The sequence below is a fragment of the Shinella yambaruensis genome, assembly GCF_050859155.1.
Taxonomy (GTDB): domain Bacteria; phylum Pseudomonadota; class Alphaproteobacteria; order Rhizobiales; family Rhizobiaceae; genus Shinella; species Shinella yambaruensis.
This window is the reverse complement of record NZ_CP150638.1, coordinates 3,004,841-3,022,338: the sequence shown is the minus strand read 5'-3', so window position 1 is coordinate 3,022,338 and position 17,498 is coordinate 3,004,841. Positions and strand designations below refer to the sequence as shown.

Annotated in this window: 16 protein-coding genes; 11 read left to right on the top strand and 5 right to left on the bottom strand. The window is 65.3% G+C overall.

Going from position 1 to position 17,498, the window contains the following annotated elements; translation table 11 throughout:
• Positions 1–76 precede the first annotated feature (76 nt).
• The 3 genes from WMC41_RS14810 to WMC41_RS14800 all read right to left on the bottom strand — a co-directional run bounded on the left by WMC41_RS14810 (position 77) and on the right by WMC41_RS14800 (position 3,272).
• Positions 77–1,006, bottom strand: a complete 930-nt coding sequence (locus tag WMC41_RS14810) for a sugar ABC transporter substrate-binding protein (protein WP_244767136.1) — start codon at positions 1,004–1,006, stop codon at positions 77–79.
• Positions 1,007–1,263: 257 nt separating this feature from the next.
• Positions 1,264–2,076 carry a TIM barrel protein gene (locus WMC41_RS14805; RefSeq protein ID WP_432344308.1) on the bottom strand — a complete coding sequence of 271 codons (813 nt, stop codon included), beginning with the start codon at positions 2,074–2,076 and terminating at the stop codon, positions 1,264–1,266.
• Positions 2,077–2,240: 164 nt separating this feature from the next.
• The gene (locus tag WMC41_RS14800) at positions 2,241–3,272 is read right to left on the bottom strand and encodes a LacI family DNA-binding transcriptional regulator (protein ID WP_288083021.1); all 1,032 of its coding nucleotides are present in this window, start codon (positions 3,270–3,272) and stop codon (positions 2,241–2,243) included.
• Positions 3,273–3,435: 163 nt separating this feature from the next.
• On the opposite strand from WMC41_RS14800, the gene WMC41_RS14795 reads away from it, so the two are divergent.
• From WMC41_RS14795 to WMC41_RS14775, 5 genes are read left to right on the top strand one after another with little or no spacing between them, the layout of a single operon-like run.
• Positions 3,436–4,521: a fatty acid desaturase family protein gene (locus tag WMC41_RS14795; protein WP_272806155.1), complete on the top strand. Its 1,086-nt coding sequence runs from the start codon at positions 3,436–3,438 to the stop codon at positions 4,519–4,521.
• Between the two features lie 26 nt (positions 4,522–4,547).
• Positions 4,548–4,862: a MocE family 2Fe-2S type ferredoxin gene (locus tag WMC41_RS14790; protein WP_133032655.1), complete on the top strand. Its 315-nt coding sequence runs from the start codon at positions 4,548–4,550 to the stop codon at positions 4,860–4,862.
• 52 nt (positions 4,863–4,914) lie between these two features.
• On the top strand, positions 4,915–6,138 hold the full coding sequence (locus WMC41_RS14785) for an NAD(P)/FAD-dependent oxidoreductase (protein WP_432344303.1): 1,224 nt from the start codon (positions 4,915–4,917) through the stop codon (positions 6,136–6,138).
• Between the two features lie 20 nt (positions 6,139–6,158).
• Positions 6,159–6,953 (top strand): 3-methyl-2-oxobutanoate hydroxymethyltransferase, encoded by a 795-nt coding sequence (locus WMC41_RS14780; protein WP_432344300.1) that lies wholly within the window; start codon positions 6,159–6,161, stop codon positions 6,951–6,953.
• Positions 6,954–7,013: 60 nt separating this feature from the next.
• On the top strand, positions 7,014–7,238 hold the full coding sequence (locus WMC41_RS14775) for a hypothetical protein (protein ID WP_432344297.1): 225 nt from the start codon (positions 7,014–7,016) through the stop codon (positions 7,236–7,238).
• Between the two features lie 30 nt (positions 7,239–7,268).
• Here the strand turns inward: WMC41_RS14775 and WMC41_RS14770 are convergent, their stop codons facing one another.
• Both WMC41_RS14770 and WMC41_RS14765 read right to left on the bottom strand, forming a co-directional pair.
• Positions 7,269–7,772, bottom strand: a complete 504-nt coding sequence (locus tag WMC41_RS14770) for a hypothetical protein (protein WP_288083025.1) — start codon at positions 7,770–7,772, stop codon at positions 7,269–7,271.
• Positions 7,773–7,783: 11 nt separating this feature from the next.
• On the bottom strand, positions 7,784–8,791 hold the full coding sequence (locus WMC41_RS14765; RefSeq protein ID WP_432344294.1) for a LysR family transcriptional regulator: 1,008 nt from the start codon (positions 8,789–8,791) through the stop codon (positions 7,784–7,786).
• A 256-nt stretch (positions 8,792–9,047) separates the two neighbouring features.
• Here WMC41_RS14765 and chvE point away from each other — a divergent pair, with 256 nt between their 5' ends.
• The 6 genes from chvE to araD all read left to right on the top strand — a co-directional run bounded on the left by chvE (position 9,048) and on the right by araD (position 17,383).
• Positions 9,048–10,121, top strand: coding sequence for a multiple monosaccharide ABC transporter substrate-binding protein (gene chvE, locus WMC41_RS14760; protein ID WP_244767127.1), 1,074 nt, complete (start codon positions 9,048–9,050; stop codon positions 10,119–10,121).
• A gap of 118 nt (positions 10,122–10,239) precedes the next feature.
• The gene (mmsA, locus tag WMC41_RS14755; RefSeq protein ID WP_432344291.1) at positions 10,240–11,775 is read left to right on the top strand and encodes a multiple monosaccharide ABC transporter ATP-binding protein; all 1,536 of its coding nucleotides are present in this window, start codon (positions 10,240–10,242) and stop codon (positions 11,773–11,775) included.
• A complete protein-coding gene (gene mmsB / locus WMC41_RS14750; RefSeq protein WP_272806152.1) occupies positions 11,775–12,983 on the top strand; it encodes a multiple monosaccharide ABC transporter permease in 1,209 nt (402 codons plus the stop codon). Before mmsA ends, mmsB begins: the two co-directional genes overlap by 1 nt.
• A gap of 129 nt (positions 12,984–13,112) precedes the next feature.
• The gene (araD1, locus tag WMC41_RS14745; RefSeq protein WP_432344287.1) at positions 13,113–14,108 is read left to right on the top strand and encodes an AraD1 family protein; all 996 of its coding nucleotides are present in this window, start codon (positions 13,113–13,115) and stop codon (positions 14,106–14,108) included.
• A gap of 48 nt (positions 14,109–14,156) precedes the next feature.
• Positions 14,157–15,590, top strand: a complete 1,434-nt coding sequence (locus tag WMC41_RS14740; protein WP_432344284.1) for an aldehyde dehydrogenase family protein — start codon at positions 14,157–14,159, stop codon at positions 15,588–15,590.
• A 53-nt stretch (positions 15,591–15,643) separates the two neighbouring features.
• Complete coding sequence (araD, locus tag WMC41_RS14735) at positions 15,644–17,383, top strand: L-arabinonate dehydratase (RefSeq protein ID WP_432344281.1); 1,740 nt, start codon at positions 15,644–15,646, stop codon at positions 17,381–17,383.
• Positions 17,384–17,498 lie beyond the last annotated feature (115 nt).

Below are 17,498 nucleotides of genomic sequence, written 5' to 3'. Positions count from 1 at the left end.
ACGGGTCGGACGCGCGCACGCTTGCGTGCGCGCGTCCACAGCAGTCTAGCGGTTTTCCGCGACCGGTGGGAACCGGTCAGTTCTTCGACTGGAAGTCGGCGATGTTGGCCGGGGTCACGAGCTGGAAGGGGATGTACACCTTGGTGTCGACCTGCTCGCCCCTGGCCAGCTTCAGCGCGGCATCGACCGAGCCCTTGCCCTGGCCGGCGGCATCCTGGAACACCGTCACGTCGAGATCGCCGGCCGCCATGGCGGCAAGCGCGTCCTGCGTGGCGTCGATGCCGGCGACGACGACGCTGTCCATCGAGCGGCCGGCAGCCTTCAGCGCCTGGATGGCACCGATCGCCATCTCGTCATTGTTGGAGATGACGGCGTCGAACTCCAGGCCGGCGGAGAGCCAGTTGGTCATGAGGTCGGAGCCCTGCGTGCGCGACCAGTTGGCGGTCTGCTCCTCGACGATTTCGAGGCCCTTGCACTCGTCGGTGGCGATGACGTCCTTGATGTCCTGCGTGCGCACGCGGGCGGCCTGGTTGGAAAGCTCGCCCATCATGACGACGACCTTGCCCTTGCCGTTCAGCAGGCGGCAGACTTCCTTGGTTTCCAGCGTGCCGGATTCCTTTTCGTCGGAAGCCACGAAGGCCTGCTTTTCCGGCAGCTCGTTGACGTTGACCGGCTCGCGGTTGACATAGACCAGCGGAATGCCCGCATCGGCCGCGGCCTTGGAGAGCGCGGCGGTGGCGTCGGTATCGACCGGGTTCACGATGATGGCGCTGACACCCGAGGCGATGAAGTTCTGCACCTGGCTCTGCTGCTTGGCCACGTCGTTCTGGGCATCCTCGATCTGCAGCTCGACGCCGTCGAGCGTCTTGGCGTAGTCGGACATGCCGTTGCGCAGGACGGTCAGGAAGTTGTCGTCGAACAGCGCCATGGACACGCCGATCGTCTCGGCATGGGCGGCGGTGGACATCATCACGGCAAGCGCCGAGCTCAGAATGAATTTTTTCATGTCGTTCTCCTCCTCAACGTGGCGTCCGGCAGCGCCACTCGATTGTCCGGACAGCTGGCCCTTGCGGGCAGCCGGCCCCTTGCTCCTCCCGGGAGGCAAGAGGCCAAAACAGAATAAACAAACCGCGAATTCCGTATTGCGGAATGTTTATTCCATTTTCTGCTCGGGACGTCAAGCCCGTTCCATTTTTCAGGACCGGGAATCCCGCAAGGCCCTGGGGAAAAGTGCCGGCGGACAGGCCGCCGGCCCCGCCGGCCCTAGATGTTTTCGCGGATGAAGGCGACGCTCTGCGCCACGGCCGCCCTGGGATCGATGACGTCGTGTACGGACGGCGAAAAGGGCTCGAAGGAGAGCGGTCCCGCATAACCGGCAGCAGCCAGGGCCTTGATCTGGCTGATGTTTCCGAGCCGGTCCTGCGGGCCGACCAGGACGCGGTGACCGTCGCGCATGGCGGGAACGGTGACATCGGCATCCTCGACGCCGGAAATATGGACGAGGCCGGTGAGCGCCGCGAAGAGCTCCGGCTCTCCGGCGAGGTGATGGTGGAACGTGTCGTGCACAAGGCGGAATGTCTGTTCCCCGCCCACGGCCTCGATCGCCTCGGCAGCCTCGCGCTTGGAGCGCAGCGAGCAGATATCGAAGCCGAGCGGCTCGACGAGGCCGATGATTCCGGCCGCAGTCAGCATCGGCTTCAGGGCGGCCAGCGCCTCGGCAAGGTTGGCCTGCCGCTCGCCGTCGGCCTGGCCGGTGCCGTCGTTCTTCGGCACGAGCACGAGCGCGCGGGCGCCCGCCGCCGCGGCGTAGTCGATGAGCTCCTTCGCCTCGGCAGCGCGGGCGGGCGTCCATTCGTTGAAGCGCTGGAGCGCATTGATCGAGATGACCGTGACGCCGTGGCGGGCGGCGAGCGCCTTCACCTCGGCTGGCGTGGTGCCGTCCAGGATGGCGTTGCCGTCAAGGTCGTTGCGGATCTCGACCTTCGTGATGCCGAGCGAGACGGCGAGGGCGAAGAAGGCGTCGAGGTTCAGCGCGGGCGCCGTCATGTGGTTGAGGGCGAAATCAAGGGGCGGCATGGAATGGAGGTCCTCCGGTCTTCGGGGGCCGCCGACAGGGCGGCCTCGCATGCACGCATGAGGATCGGGAAGCGCTTGACGGGCGTCAAAGCCGAAGGCGCCGGCCACGCCCTCATTGCTGACAGATTCATCGGGCGGATGATGGAAAACCATCATCCAGCCTGTCAGATGTTCTCGGGAAGGAAGATATCGAAGGGCAGGAACGTCTGCCCGGGCACGGCAGCCTCGCCCTTCTCGATGGCCGTCACCATCAGCGAGACGAGCTCGCGGCAGAGGGCGGGCAGGGGCGTGCTGATCGCCATGGTGACGACGTTGTCCGCAAGGCCGGCCTTCGATTCGGGCGTGAGTTCGTTGACGATGAGCTGGATCTTCCCGCCGTAACCCTCTTCACGGATGGCGGAAATCGCGCCTTCCATGCCGCCGCCGGCGACATAGAGGCCGACGAGATCGGGGTGCTGGGCGAGCAGGTTGGCGGTCGCCTCGTGGGTGATCTCGCTGGTGTCGAGATTGACGAGCGTGTCCAGCACCTCGAAATCCTGGCCCTTCTCGCGGAAGAAGGAGCGGAAGCCCATCTCGCGCAGCTCGTGGCCGTGGAAGCGGTGGCTGCCGACGAAGATCGCCACCTTGCCGGGCCGGCGGGCGCCGCGGGCGATCATCCAGGCCGCCGTGCGGCCGACCTTCATGTTGTTGAGGCCGATATAGCCCTGGCGCACGTCCATGGCGAAGTCGGAGAGCAGGCAGAAGAGGGGAATGCCCCGGTTCCTCAGGTCCTCCACCATGGCGGTCGTCGCCGGATAGTCGGGGGCGACAACGGCGAGGGCCTGGTTGCGGGCGGAGAGCTGCCGCAGCATGTCCGTCATCGCGGCCGGCGTCTGCGCGTTGATGAAGTCGACCTGCGGCACGATGCGTGCCGTGGTGCAGGCATTGCAGGCGATCTCGATCTCGCGCGCGAAATTCTGGTAGAAGGCCTGGCTCGGGCGCTGGAAGCTGAAGCCCAGCCGGTATTGCGGCAGGTCCTCGAAGACCCGCTGCCGGATGAGCCCGATCGCGTGATAGCCGATCGCATTGGCGGCATCGTAGACGCGCCGCGCCGTCTCCTCGCGCACCTTGTGGCGCCCGTTCAGCACGCGGTCGACCGTCGCCACGCTGACGCCGGCGGCCTTCGCCAGATCCGTAATGGTGGGTCGCGATGCCATGGTCCCCTCCCTGAAATCTTTCCATCAAAGCGGAATGATAGTGAATGATGGAATTTGATGTATTCTATCATGGCAGGATTGAGAGATGCAAGCTGGGGCGGTATCGTTTGTGCATCAGACGAGGCGAGTGCCTGCAAGCGCCGCCGCAGGGAGGAGACGAGGGATGAAGCCGACGAAGCGGGATTACAGCCTTCTTGGCCGCGATGCCGAGGCCGCCGTGGCCAATGGCCTGGCCGCGGCCGAGTGGTATCACACCGAAATCGCCCGCAAGGACATGAAGGCGCTGATGCAGCGCAGCGACGCGCCGGCGATCCGCGACACCGCGATCTGGCTCGGCACCATGCTGGTCACCGGGGCTGCCGGCATCTGGCTGTGGGGCAGCTGGTGGGCGGTGCCGTTCTTCCTCGTCTATGGCGTGCTCTATGGCTCGGCCTCCGACAGCCGCTGGCACGAATGCGGCCACGGCACGGCCTTCAAGACGATGTGGATGAACGACGCCGTCTACCAGATCGCCTGCTTCATGATCATGCGCAACCCGGTGACCTGGCGCTGGAGCCACACGCGCCACCACACGGACACGGTCATCGTCGGCCGTGATCCGGAGATCGCCGTGATGCGCCCGCCGGACCTCGCCCGTCTCGTGCTCAATTTCTTCGGCCTGCTCGATGCCTGGCATGCCGTCATCGACATGCTGCGCAATGCGGCGGGCGTGATGAGCGCGGCGGAAAAGACCTTCATCCCCGCCTCCGAGCAGCCGAAGGCGATCCGCATCGCCCGCATCTGGCTCGCCATCTACGGTGCGACCATCGCCCTCTGTTTCGCGCTCGGCTCGATCCTGCCGGCCATGCTCATCGGCCTGCCGCGGCTTTATGGCGCCTGGCATCACGTTTTGACGGGACTGCTCCAGCATGGCGGCCTTGCCGACAATGTCATCGACCATCGGCTGAACAGCCGCACCGTCTACATGAACCCGGTCAGCCGCTTCATCTACTGGAACATGAACTATCATGTGGAGCACCACATGTTCCCGATGGTGCCCTACCATGCGCTGCCGCGGCTGCATGCGATGATCAAGCATGACCTGCCGGCGCCGAACCCGTCCATGTGGCACGGCTACCGGGAGATGATCCCCGCCTTCCTGCGCCAGCTTCGCAACGAGGACTACTTCCTCAAGCGCGACCTGCCCGCGACGGCGCGGCCCTACAAGGAAGAATTCCACAGCGAGCCGGCCGTCGCGGCCGCCGAATAAACCAGCACATCATCGGAGGAGAGACCATGAGCGACACCTGGATCGAGGTCTGCGCAGCGGACGAGATCGACGAGGAGGATGTCATCCGCTTCGACCATGCAGGCCGCACCTTCGCGATCTATCGCAGCCCGGAAGACACCTATCACGCAACGGACGGGCTCTGCACCCACGAGAAGATCCACCTTGCCGACGGGCTGGTGATGGATCACATCATCGAATGTCCCAAGCATAACGGCCGCTTCGACTACAAGACCGGCGAGGCCAAGGGCGCACCGGTCTGCGTCGACCTTCGGACCTATCCGGTCAAGGTCGAGGGCGGTACGGTCTTCATCGGGCTCTAGCTTTCTTGTTTTCGCGGTTCTGGCTGCCGGAACCGCCCGGGAGGATCACGTCATGGCGGATTTCGTCATCGTCGGCGCCGGCGAATGCGGCGCGCGCGCAGCCTTCGCGCTCAGGGAAAAGGGTTTTAACGGCACGATCACCCTGATCGGCAGCGAAACGCATCTGCCCTATGAGCGTCCGCCGCTCTCCAAAGAGGCGCTGGTCGCCGGCGCAGGCCCGAAACTCGTCGCGGACGCGGAACGTTATGCCGCCGCCGGTATCGCGGTGCTTTCCGGCCGCACGGTCCTTGAGATAGACAGGGCCGGCCGGCGGGTACGGCTCGGCGACGGCACGACGCTTCCCTATGACAAATTGCTGCTGGCGACCGGTGCGCGCCCGCGCACGCTGCCGGGCATGGCCTGCGGCGGGCGCATCGCCGCCCTTCGCAGCCATGACGATGCAACGCGCATTCGCGCCCATCTCGTGGAGGGAAGCCACGTCGCCATTCTCGGCGGCGGCTTCATCGGCCTGGAGCTGGCGGCGAGCGCCCGCAAGCTCGGTGCGAGCGTGACGCTCGTCGAGGCCCTGCCGCGCGTCCTCAGCCGCGGCGTGCCGGCGGAGATCGCCGCGATCGTCGCCAGCCGCCATGCGGCCGAAGGCGTCGAGGTGCTGTGCGGCGCGAAGGTTGCCGGCATCGAGGAGCGGCCGGGCGAGGTTCGCCTCACGCTGGAGGACGGCCGCGTCGTCTCGGCCAGCCTGCTGGTCGTCGGCATCGGCGCCGTGCCGAACACGGAGCTGGCGGAGGCGGCGGGGCTTGCCGTGGACAACGGCATCGCCGTCGACGGCCTGCTGCGCACCTCCGATCCGGATATCCTCGCGGCCGGCGACTGCACGTCCTATCCGCTGCCGCTCTACGGCGACCGGCGCGTCCGGCTCGAATCCTGGCGCAATGCGCAGGAGCAGGGCCAGCTTGCGGCGGCCAACATGCTCGGCGGCGGGGAAGCGCATTGTGTCGTGCCGTGGTTCTGGTCGGACCAGTACGACATGACGCTGCAGATCGCGGGGCTGGCCGACGGCGCTGCGACGACCGTGCGGCGCGACCTCGGCGAGGACGCCTTCCTCCTCTTCCATCTCGATGCCGAAGGCCGGCTGATCGCGGCAAGCGGCATCGGCAAGGGCAATGCGGTCGCCCGCGACATCCGCCTTGCGGAGATGCTGATCGCCGCCCGCCGGCATCCCGATCCGGCCGCGCTCGCCGCGCCGGAAACCAAACTGAAGACATTGCTTGCCGCCTGAAGGGCGGTCCGGAGGACAGGATGAAGACCAAAAGACCAACCGTTGCCGACCTCAAGGCGATGAAGGGCAAGCGGCAGCTCACCATGCTGCGCGTCGTGACGCTGGAGGAGGCGGAGGCCGCCGAGAAGGCGGGCATCGACCTCGTCTCCGTGCCGCCGGCGCTGCTGGGGCCGGCCTTCCGCGAGGCCGCGCCCACGGTCTTTGCCTTTCCGGGACTGGAATACGGCGATTTCGTCACGGCGGACGACTATCTGCGCGGCGCCTTCCAGGCGATGAAGGCGGGGGGCGATGCCGTCTATTGCGCCGCCGGGCTTTCCACCGTCCGGCGCCTGCGCGAGGAGGGCATCCCGGTCTGCGGCCATGTCGGGCTCATCCCCTCCAAGGCCACCTGGACCGGCGGTTTCCGCGCCGTCGGCAAGACGGCCGAGAGCGCGATGGAAATCTTCCGGCAGGTAAAGGCGCTGGAGGAGGCAGGCGCCTTCGCGGCCGAGATCGAGGTAGTGCCCGACGAGATCGCCGCGGCGATCAGCGTGAGGACGGGGCTCGTCATGCTCTCCATGGGCGCGGGCACGGGCTGCGATGCGCAATATCTCTTCGCCGAGGACGTGCTCGGCCAGAACCGCGGGCACTATCCGCGCCATGCGAAGGTCTACCGCAACTTCGCCGCCGAATACGACCGGCTGCAGCAGGAGCGCATCGCCGCCTTCCGCGAATATGCCGACGACGTGCGCTCGGGCGCCTATCCTGAAAAGGGTCACCTCGTCGACATCGCGCCGGCCGAGCTTTCGGCGTTCCTGGACCGGGTCGATGCTTGAAAGCCGTTCCCTCGCGCGGGAAAACCGCCTATGTAGGCGCTGAAGCGTGAGGAGACGTTCATGAAATTCATCGATCCCGATCATCCGTTCTACCGTCCGCTCTGGCGGCGGCTGCTTTTGGTCGGGGTCTGCGCTGCCTGGACGGCGGTGGAATTCTACAACGGCGAGCAGACCTGGGGCACGATCTTCCTCGTCGTCTCGGCCTATGCCTTCGCGCAGCTCATCCTCTTCTTCAAGCCCTCCGATCCGGCCACAAAGCCGCCGGAACAGGAGCCGAAGGGCTAAGGCGCATCGCGATGGTTTTCGCGACAGGGCTCAGCGCGACAGGCCGAGGCTCCTTTCGATATTGATCCGCCGGATCGTCTCGTCGATCAGCATGTTGGCGATCTTCATGCGCAGGGTCGCATTGGCACGCAGTTCCTCCGGCGCGCGGTCGGGATGGTTTTCCCGGGCAAAGCCGCGCCTACGGGCGAGCAGCTCGTCCACGCTCTCCCTGCCGTCAAGGCCAAGGTCGCTGGCCACCTCCTCCGGCGCGATGCGCAGGAGATGCGGCGGGGGCGGAGGCGGTTCGGCGGGCGCCGGTTGCTCCGGCTCGACCGGGGCGGGCTCCTCGTAGAGATCGAGATAGGCGGCGGCGGCCTGGGAGCCGGAGACGAAGGCGCCGCCCGTGCCGAGGCCGGCGAAGCCGGAGGGCAGGCCGCGCACCTCGGCCTGGACGTCGTCGTCGGGGGCTTCGTCCTCCGCCTCTTCCCCGGCGGCCTGGCGCGCCTCGGCCTTCAGCCGTTCCAGCACGGATTCGAACACGGTCATGCCGAACATGAAAGGCCTCCTCAGTCCGGCGCCAGCATCCGGCTGCGTTGCAGGATCAGATCATAGAGCAGTTTGGCGCTCGGCGGCAGCGCCCTGCCTTTGACGGAGATAAGGCTGTACGGCTTGATGTCGATCTCGAAATCGGTGTTGAGGATGCTGATTTCGCCCGCCTGCGCGCCGACATCGGCGATGAAGACGGCCATGTCGCGGGCGACGGGGGCGATCGCGTTCGAGCCGCAGACGATGGCGGTCGTCAGCAGGATGGACGAGGTGTTGACCACGGTGGACGGCAGCGGCACGCCGGCGGCGAGGAACAGCTCCTCGATGCGCCGGCGTAAAAGCGTGCCGGCCGGCTGGAAGACCCAGTCGTAGTGCGGCAGATCGGCAAGGCTGGCGACGGGCTTTTCGAGCAGCGGATGGCCCTTGCGCACGATGAGGCAGGCCTTTTCGATGCCGATCTCGGTGACGTTGAAGAGCCGCGGATTGAGATCGTCGGGCACGCGGGCGATGATGAAGTCCTGCCGCGCCGCCAGCAGCTCGCGCGCGAGCACGTTACTCGTCTCCACGCGCACGTTCACCTCGATGCCGGGATAGGCGGCGCTGACCTGCTGGATCGCCGGCACGGCGAGGCTGATCGCCGGCGCGGTCACCGAGCCGAGGAAAACCGAGCCGCCGGTGCCGGATTTCAGGGCGGACAGCTCGCGGTCGACTTCGCGCAGCTCCAGAAGAATGGTGCGCGCGCGCCGCGCGAAAGCCCTGCCGAAGGCGGTGAGCGCCACGCCGCGCGAGACGCGCTCGCACAGCTGCGCCTTGAGGATGGTCTCCATTTCCGTCAGCATGCGGGAGGCGGCGGGCTGCGAGATGTTCAGCGCATCGGCTGCCGCGCTGACCTGCCTGTGCTCCTCGATGGCGACGATCATGCGCAGATGGCTGAGCTTCAGGCCGCTGCGCAGGAGGCCGACGCTCTGGAGATCGCCGCCGCCCTCGCCGGGGAAAAGCTGTTCGTCGACGTCATCGTCCAAACGCATCGTTACCTCGATCGATAAAAATAGTATATATCCGATACTATATACCAATTTTGATATCGAATTAGAAGCTCATTGCATTTGACAGTTATGGCAATTCGGTGGACGTTGCGCCAATGTGCGCTGGGGTCCTTGGGAGTGGGGACCGGTGGGCTTTCTGCCCTCCAGTCCAGGCCGTCGTCTGAATGCGACCCCGCCCGTGCACAGAACAATGCCTGGCCGCAATTTCGGCCAGTGCGCACCAGGGAGAGACCTTTCAATGAAAATGATCACTTCGCTTCTCGCCGCCGCTGCCATCAGCGTCGCGTCGTTCGTGGCGCCGTCCTTCGCCCAGGACAAGGGCATGGTCGGCATTTCCATGCCCACCAAGACCTCGACCCGCTGGATTTCCGACGGCGAGACGATGGAAAAGCTTTTCAAGGAAGCCGGTTACACGCCGGACCTGCAGTTCGCTGACGATGATATCCCGAACCAGCTCGCCCAGATCGAGAACATGGTCACAAAGGGCGCCAAGGTGCTCGTGATCGGCGCCATCGACGGCACGACGCTGTCCGACATCCTCCAGAAGTCGGCCGATGCCGGCGTGAAGGTCATCGCCTACGACCGTCTGATCCGCGATTCGGGCAATGTCGACTACTACGCCACCTTCGACAATTTCCAGGTCGGCGTCCTCCAGGCCACCAGCCTCGTCGACGGCCTGAAGGCGAAGTTCCCGGATACCAAGCCGTGGAACGTCGAGCTTTTCGGCGGTTCGCCGGACGACAACAATGCCTTCTTCTTCTATGACGGCGCTATGTCGGTTCTCCAGCCGCTGATCGACAGCGGCGACATCGTCATCAAGTCGGGCCAGACCGGCATGGAAACCGTCGGCACGCTGCGCTGGGACGGCGCGGTCGCGCAGGCCCGCATGGAGAACCTGCTCTCCTCGACATACACCGACGGCCGCGTCGATGGCGTGCTCTCGCCCTATGACGGTCTGTCCATCGGCATCCTGTCGGCCCTGAAGGGCGTCGGCTACGGCTCGGGCGACCAGCCGATGGCCGTCGTTACCGGCCAGGACGCCGAGCTGCCTTCCGTCAAGTCGATCCTCGCCGACGAGCAGTATTCGACGGTCTTCAAGGACACGCGCGAACTCGCCAAGGTCACGGTCGGCATGGTCAACGCGATCCTCGACGGCAAGGAGCCGGAAGTGAACGACACCAAGACCTATGACAACGGCGTCAAGGTCGTTCCGTCCTACCTCTTGAAGCCCGTCGCCGTCGACAAGTCCAACGCGGAACAGATCCTCGTCACGGACTCGGGCTACTACACGGCCGACCAGATCAAGAACTGATCTCTTCTTCCCACTCCGGGTTCGCGCCGACCAGCGCGAACCCTCTTTTCTCCGGATCGCAGAGCGAATAGGCTCGCTTTCCCCTCGATGGGGTTGGCCGGCCGCTGGAAACTGGTACATGAGCAAGACCCTTCTCGAAATGCGCGGCATCACGAAGACGTTTCCGGGCGTGAAGGCCCTCGACAACGTCAACCTGAAGGTCCGCGAAGGCGAGATCCACGCCCTTGTCGGCGAGAACGGCGCCGGCAAATCCACCCTCATGAAGGTGCTGAGCGGCGTCTATCCGGCCGGCTCCTACGAGGGCGAAATCCATTTCGACGGCGAGGTCCGCCGCTTCTCCACGATCTCCGACAGCGAGCATCTGGGCATCATCATCATCCACCAGGAGCTGGCGCTGGTGCCGCTGCTGTCGATCGTGGAAAACATCTTCCTCGGCAACGAGGTGGCGACGAACGGCGTGATCGACTGGAAGCTCGCCTTTCGCCGCACGCAGGAACTGCTCGACAAGGTCGGCCTCAGGGAGCCGCCGGGCACGCTGATCACCGATATCGGCGTCGGCAAGCAGCAGCTCGTCGAGATCGCCAAGGCGCTCTCCAAGAAGGTGCGCCTGCTCATCCTCGACGAGCCGACCGCCTCGCTGAACGAGAAGGACTCCGACGCGCTTTTGAAGCTGCTCATGGAGTTCCGCAGCCAGGGCATGACCTCGATCATCATCTCGCACAAGCTGAACGAGATCAAAAAGGTCGCCGACCAGATCACCATCCTGCGCGACGGCGGCACGGTCGAGACGCTGGACTGTCATCACGAGGACATTTCCGAGGACCGCATCATCAAGGGCATGGTCGGCCGCGAGATGGAGGACCGCTATCCCCCGCGCGAGCCGAAGATCGGCGAGACGCTGCTCGAGGTGAAGAACTGGAACGTCTTCCACCAGCACCATCGCGACCGGCAGTTCCTGCACGACGTCAGCTTCGCCGTGCGCGCCGGCGAGGTGGTCGGCATTGCCGGCCTGATGGGCGCGGGGCGCACCGAAACGGCGATGAGCCTCTTCGGCAGGAGCTGGGGGCACAAGATCACCGGCGACGTCTTCATGCGCGGCAAGCCGGTGGATGTGAGCACGATCCCGAAGGCGATCGAGGCCGGCCTTGCCTATGTGACCGAGGACCGCAAGCAGCTCGGCCTCGTGCTGATCGACAACATCATGCACAACACGACGCTCGCCAATCTCGGCGGCGTTTCGAAGGCCACGGTCATCGACAACCGGCAGGAGGCAAAGGTCGCCTCCGGCTATCGCCAGAAGCTGCGCATCCGCTCGCACTCGATCTATCAGGAAGCGGTCAATCTTTCAGGCGGCAACCAGCAGAAGGTCGTGCTGTCGAAATGGCTCTTCACCAATCCCGAGGTTCTGATCCTCGATGAACCCACGCGCGGCATCGATGTCGGCGCCAAGTTCGAAATCTACACAATCATCAACCAGCTTGCCGCCGAGGGCAAGGGCATCCTGATGATCTCGTCGGAGATGCCGGAACTGCTCGGGACCTGCGATCGCATCTATGTCATGAACGAAGGACGCATCGTGGCCGAGCTTTCCAAGGCGGAAGCAAGCCAGGAATCCATCATGCGCGCCATCATGCGCTCCGGGGAGAAACACTGATGTCCACCGATACCGCGACCAAGACGACCCAGCCTTCGGTGGGAGACTACCTGCGCCGGAACATCCGCGAATACGGCCTGCTCGTCGCGCTCGTCGTGATCATGATCTTCTTCCAGGTCATTACCCAGGGCGTGCTCTTCCGCCCGGTCAACATCACCAATCTGGTGCTGCAGAACTCGTTCATCGTCATCATGGCGCTGGGCATGCTGCTGATCATCGTGGCGGGGCATATCGACCTCTCGGTCGGCTCGATCGTCGCCTTCATCGGCGCGATCTCGGCGATCATGCTGGTGAAATGGGGAATGCCGGCGATCATCGTCGTGCCGCTCTGCATTTTCGTCGGGGCGCTGATGGGCGCGGCGCAGGGCTATTGGGTCGCCTACCAGAAGATCCCGTCCTTCATCGTCACGCTTGCCGGCATGCTCGTCTTCCGCGGCATGACCTATGTCGTGCTCGGCGGCCGTCCGGTCGGCCCGTTCCCGAAGGAGTTCCAGATCCTCTCCACGGGCTTCGTGCCGGATTTCCTGTCGCTCACCGACCCGGCGACGAGCCTCATCAAGAACTATTTCGCGCTCCTCGTCGTCATCCTGCTGGTCGGCTATGCCATCTATGCCGGGCTTCGCGAGCGGCGCATGAATGCGCTGCACGAGACGGAGAACGAGCCCTTCGCCTTCTTCGCCGTGCAGATGGCGGTCATCAGCGCGGTGGCGATCTTTCTCGGCTTCCAGCTCTCGACCTATCGCGGCCTGCCGAACGTTCTCGTCGTCATGGGCCTGCTTATCGCGCTCTATACCTTCGTCACGACCCGCACGACGATCGGCCGGCGCATCTACGCCATGGGCGGCAATGAGAAGGCGGCGAAGCTCTCGGGCATCAACACCGAGCGGCTGACCTTCTACACCTTCGTCAACATGGGGGCGCTCGCCGCGCTCGCCGGCATGATCATCGCCGCCCGCCTCAACTCGGCGACGCCGAAGGCTGGCGTCGGCTTCGAGCTCGACGTCATCGCGGCCTGCTTCATCGGCGGTGCCTCGGCCTCGGGTGGCGTCGGCAAGATCACCGGCGCGGTCATCGGCGCCTTCATCATGGGCGTCATGAACAACGGCATGTCGATCATGGGCATTGGCATCGACTACCAGCAGCTCATCAAGGGCCTGGTGCTGCTCGCCGCCGTGTTCTTCGACGTCTACAACAAGAACAAGGGCTGACCGGGGAACACCGGCCCGCCCAAGGATTGCAAACGTGTTTGACCGGCTGCGGATGCGGCCAGTGCGGTGACGTCTGTCCCCGCAGGTGCGGAGCTTTGGCCGGGTCCAGGCTTCAGGAAGGAAACGAAAATGCTGATGTCACAGGTCGCAAATGCCGACGGCTCGATCACGGTGGTCGTGCGCGAGGATGGGGGCGAGGGCCGCGCGGTGAAGGGGGCGGACAGCGTCTACGCGCTCGCCATGGAAGCCGCCAACAGCGGGCAGTCCCTGAAGGCCGTCATCGACGCGAAGGGCCTCGGCGAGGCCGTCGATCTGGAGGCGGCCTATGCCGCGGGCCGGTTGCTCTCGCCGATCACCCATCCGGACGCCGCCCATCTCCACCTGACCGGTACGGGCCTCACCCATCTCGGCTCCGCGGCCACGCGCGATTCCATGCACAAGAAGACGGCGGAGGCGGCCGAGGAGACCCTGACCGATTCCATGAAGATGTTCCGCATGGGCCTTGAAAACGGCAAGCCGAAGCCCGGCGAAAAGGGCGTGCAGCCGGAATGGTTCTACAAGGGCAACGGCACGCAGGCGGTGGCGCCGGGTAGCCGGCTTACCTCGCCCTCCTTCGCGCTCGATGGCGGCGAGGAGCCGGAAATGGCCGGTATCTATGTCATCGCCGCCGACGGCGCGCCCTTCCGCATCGGCTTTGCCGTGTCGAACGAATTCTCCGACCATGTGACAGAGCGCATCAACTATCTCTACCTCGCTCATTCGAAGCTTCGCCAGGCGAGCTTCGGACCGGAGATCCGCGTCGGCGCCGCGCCGGACGATATCCGCGGTTTCTCGCGCATTGTCCGCGGCGGCAAGGTTCTGTGGGAAAAGCCCTTCGTCTCCGGCGAGGCGAACATGTCCCACACCTTCGCCAACCTCGAATACCACCATTTCAAATACGGCCTGTTCCGCGCCCCGGGCGATATCCATGTTCATATGTTCGGCACGGCGACGCTCTCCTTCGGCGACGGCATCCGCACCGAGGCGGGGGATATGTTCGAGATCGGGGCCGACGGTTTCGGCCTGCCGCTGCGCAATCCCTTGGCGATTGCCAGGGAAGAAGAAATCGAAATCCGCCAATTGTAAGGGATGTGCCGCCTTCGTGCGGGACGGGACAGACAGGAGGCCTTGCCCATGACGCTCCACCAGAACCTGATTGCCGGCGAATGGGTCGGCTCGGACGCGATCCGGAACATCAACCCGTCGAACACGGACGACGTGGTGGGCGAATATGCCCGCGCCTCCGCCGAAGACACGAAGGCGGCGATCGCGGCGGCGAAGGCCGCGTTTCCGGCCTGGTCGCGCTCCGGCATCCTGGAGCGCCATGCCATCCTCAGGAAGACCGCCGACGAGATTTTGGCCCGCAAGGACGAGCTCGGCCGGCTGCTCTCGCGCGAGGAGGGCAAGACGCTGGCCGAAGGCATCGGCGAAACGGTACGCGCCGGCCAGATCTTCGATTTCTTCGCGGGCGAAACCTTGCGCCTTGCCGGCGAGACGTTGCCTTCGGTGCGCCCGAACATCGGCGTCGAGATCACTCGCGAGCAGGTCGGCGTCGTCGGCATCATCACGCCCTGGAACTTCCCCATCGCCATCCCGGCCTGGAAGATCGCGCCGGCGCTCGCCTATGGCAACACGGTCGTCTTCAAGCCCGCCGAGCTGGTGCCCGGCTGTTCCTGGGCCATCGTCGATATCCTCGTGCGCGCCGGCCTGCCGAAGGGCGTGCTCAACCTCGTCATGGGCAAGGGCTCCGTCGTCGGCCAGACCATGCTCGACAGTCCCGAGGTCAACGCCATCACCTTCACGGGGTCCACCGGCACCGGAAAACGCGTCGCGCTCGCCTCCGTCGAGCATAACCGCAAGTACCAGCTGGAGATGGGCGGAAAGAATCCGTTCGTCGTGCTCGATGATGCGGACCTTTCCGTTGCCGTGGAAGCCGCCGTCAACTCGGCCTTCTTCTCCACCGGCCAGCGCTGCACCGCCTCCTCGCGCGTCATCGTGACGGAAGGCATCCACGACCGTTTCGTCGCCGCCGTCGGCGAGCGCCTGAAGAGCGTCGTCGTCGATGATGCCCTGAAGGCCGGCACGCATATCGGCCCGGTCGTCGACGAGAGCCAGCTCAAGCAGGACACGGACTATATCGAGATCGGCCAAAAGGAAGGCGCAAGGCTCGCCTTCGGCGGCGAGTTGTTGAAGCGGGACACGCCCGGCTTCTACCTCGCGCCGGCGCTCTTCACCGAGGCGACGAACGACATGCGCATTTCGCGCGAGGAGATCTTCGGCCCGGTCGCCGCGGTCATCCGCGTCAAGGACTATGAGGAAGCGCTCGCCGTCGCCAACGACACGCCCTTCGGCCTGTCCTCCGGCATCGCCACGACCAGCCTCAAGCATGCCACGCATTTCAAGCGCTATGCGGAGGCCGGCATGGTCATGGTCAACCTGCCGACGGCGGGCGTCGATTTCCACGTGCCCTTCGGCGGGCGCAAGGGCTCGTCCCATGGCCCGCGCGAGCAGGGCCGCTATGCCAGCGAATTCTACACAACCGTCAAGACCGCCTACACCCTGGCGTGAGACAAAGGCCGGCCGGTGCCCTGTGCCGGACGGCCCCTTCAAGGACTGGAAAGATGAAGAAGAAAGCCGAATGGCCGCGCAGGCTGAGATCACAGGAATGGTACGGCGGCACCAGCCGCGACGTGATCTACCATCGCGGCTGGATGAAGAACCAGGGCTACCCGCATGACCTGTTCGATGGGCGTCCCGTCATCGGCATCCTCAACACCTGGTCGGACATGACGCCGTGCAACGGCCACCTGCGCGAGCTCGCCGAGAAGGTGAAGGCCGGCGTCTGGGAGGCGGGCGGCTTCCCGCTCGAAGTGCCGGTGTTCTCGGCCTCTGAAAACACCTTCCGTCCCACGGCGATGATGTACCGCAACCTCGCCGCGCTCGCGGTGGAGGAGGCGATCCGCGGCCAGCCGATGGACGGCTGCGTGCTGATGGTCGGCTGCGACAAGACCACGCCGTCGCTCCTGATGGGCGCGGCCTCGGTCGATCTGCCGTCGATCGTCGTCACCGGCGGTCCCATGCTGAACGGTTATTTCCGCGGCGAGCGCGTCGGCTCGGGCACGCATCTGTGGAAATTCTCCGAGATGGTGAAGGCCGGCGAGATGACGCAGGCCGAGTTCCTCGAGGCCGAGGCGTCGATGAGCCGTTCGTCGGGCACCTGCAACACGATGGGCACGGCCTCCACCATGGCCTCCATGGCCGAGGCGCTGGGCATGGCGCTGTCGGGCAACGCCGCCATCCCGGCGGTCGATTCCCGCCGCAGGGTGATGGCGCAGCTTACCGGCCGGCGCATCGTCCAGATGGTCAAGGACGACCTGAAGCCGTCGGACATCCTGACGAAGGACGCCTTCGAGAACGCCATCCGCACCAATGCGGCCATTGGCGGCTCGACCAATGCGGTGATCCATCTGCTCGCCATCGCCGGCCGGGTCGGCGTCGACCTGACGCTGGACGACTGGGACCGCTGCGGCCGCGATGTGCCGACCGTCGTCAACCTGATGCCCTCTGGCAAGTACCTGATGGAGGAGTTCTTCTATGCCGGCGGCCTGCCGGTGGTGCTGAAGCGCCTCGGCGAGGCCGGCCTTCTGCACAAGGACGCGCTGACGGTATCGGGCGAGACGATGTGGGATGAGGTCAAGGACGTCGTCAACTGGAACGAGGACGTGATCCTGCCGGCGGAGAAGGCGCTGACGCAATCGGGCGGTATCGTCGTGCTGCGCGGCAATCTCGCGCCGAAGGGGGCGGTGCTGAAACCCTCGGCCGCCTCGCCGCATCTTCTGACGCACCGGGGCAGGGCGGTCGTGTTCGAGGACATCGACGACTACAAGGCCAAGATCAACGATGACACTCTCGACATTGACGAGACCTGCGTCATGGTCATGAAGAACTGTGGGCCGAAGGGCTATCCGGGCATGGCCGAGGTGGGCAATATGGGCCTGCCGCCGAAGGTGCTGAAAAAGGGCATCACCGACATGGTGCGCATCTCCGACGCGCGCATGTCGGGCACGGCCTATGGCACCGTCGTCCTGCACACCTCCCCGGAAGCGGCCGTCGGCGGGCCGCTTGCGGTCGTCAGGAACGGCGACATGATCGAGCTCGACGTGCCGAACCGGCGCCTGCATCTCGACATTTCCGAGGAGGAACTGGCGCGCCGGCTCGCCGCATGGACGCCGAACCACGACCTGCCCACCTCCGGTTATGCCTGGCTGCACCAGCAGCACGTCCAGGGTGCCGATACCGGCGCCGACCTCGATTTCCTCAAGGGCTGCCGCGGCAGCGCGGTCGGCAAGGACAGCCATTGAGTTTTTCGGGCGCGGTCCTCGGATCGCGCCCTCTTTGTTTCATTTCGGCACGCCTGGGCGTGTTTTCCCGCCTGTCGCAAGGTTTCCTTTCCCTTTGCACCGCGTCGGTTGCATC

Coding starts and splice junctions, on each gene's coding strand:
- WMC41_RS14795 (WP_272806155.1), top strand. CDS start 3,436: ATGAAGCCGACGAAGCGGGATTACAGCCTTCTTGGCCGCGATGCCGAG.
- WMC41_RS14770 (WP_288083025.1), bottom strand. CDS start 7,772: ATGTTCGGCATGACCGTGTTCGAATCCGTGCTGGAACGGCTGAAGGCC.
- WMC41_RS14805 (WP_432344308.1), bottom strand. CDS start 2,076: ATGCCGCCCCTTGATTTCGCCCTCAACCACATGACGGCGCCCGCGCTG.
- araD1 (WP_432344287.1), top strand. CDS start 13,113: ATGCTGATGTCACAGGTCGCAAATGCCGACGGCTCGATCACGGTGGTC.
- WMC41_RS14790 (WP_133032655.1), top strand. CDS start 4,548: ATGAGCGACACCTGGATCGAGGTCTGCGCAGCGGACGAGATCGACGAG.
- araD (WP_432344281.1), top strand. CDS start 15,644: ATGAAGAAGAAAGCCGAATGGCCGCGCAGGCTGAGATCACAGGAATGG.
- WMC41_RS14810 (WP_244767136.1), bottom strand. CDS start 1,006: ATGAAAAAATTCATTCTGAGCTCGGCGCTTGCCGTGATGATGTCCACC.
- WMC41_RS14775 (WP_432344297.1), top strand. CDS start 7,014: ATGAAATTCATCGATCCCGATCATCCGTTCTACCGTCCGCTCTGGCGG.
- WMC41_RS14765 (WP_432344294.1), bottom strand. CDS start 8,791: ATGCGTTTGGACGATGACGTCGACGAACAGCTTTTCCCCGGCGAGGGC.
- mmsA (WP_432344291.1), top strand. CDS start 10,240: ATGAGCAAGACCCTTCTCGAAATGCGCGGCATCACGAAGACGTTTCCG.
- WMC41_RS14780 (WP_432344300.1), top strand. CDS start 6,159: ATGAAGACCAAAAGACCAACCGTTGCCGACCTCAAGGCGATGAAGGGC.
- WMC41_RS14800 (WP_288083021.1), bottom strand. CDS start 3,272: ATGGCATCGCGACCCACCATTACGGATCTGGCGAAGGCCGCCGGCGTC.
- WMC41_RS14785 (WP_432344303.1), top strand. CDS start 4,915: ATGGCGGATTTCGTCATCGTCGGCGCCGGCGAATGCGGCGCGCGCGCA.
- chvE (WP_244767127.1), top strand. CDS start 9,048: ATGAAAATGATCACTTCGCTTCTCGCCGCCGCTGCCATCAGCGTCGCG.
- WMC41_RS14740 (WP_432344284.1), top strand. CDS start 14,157: ATGACGCTCCACCAGAACCTGATTGCCGGCGAATGGGTCGGCTCGGAC.
- mmsB (WP_272806152.1), top strand. CDS start 11,775: ATGTCCACCGATACCGCGACCAAGACGACCCAGCCTTCGGTGGGAGAC.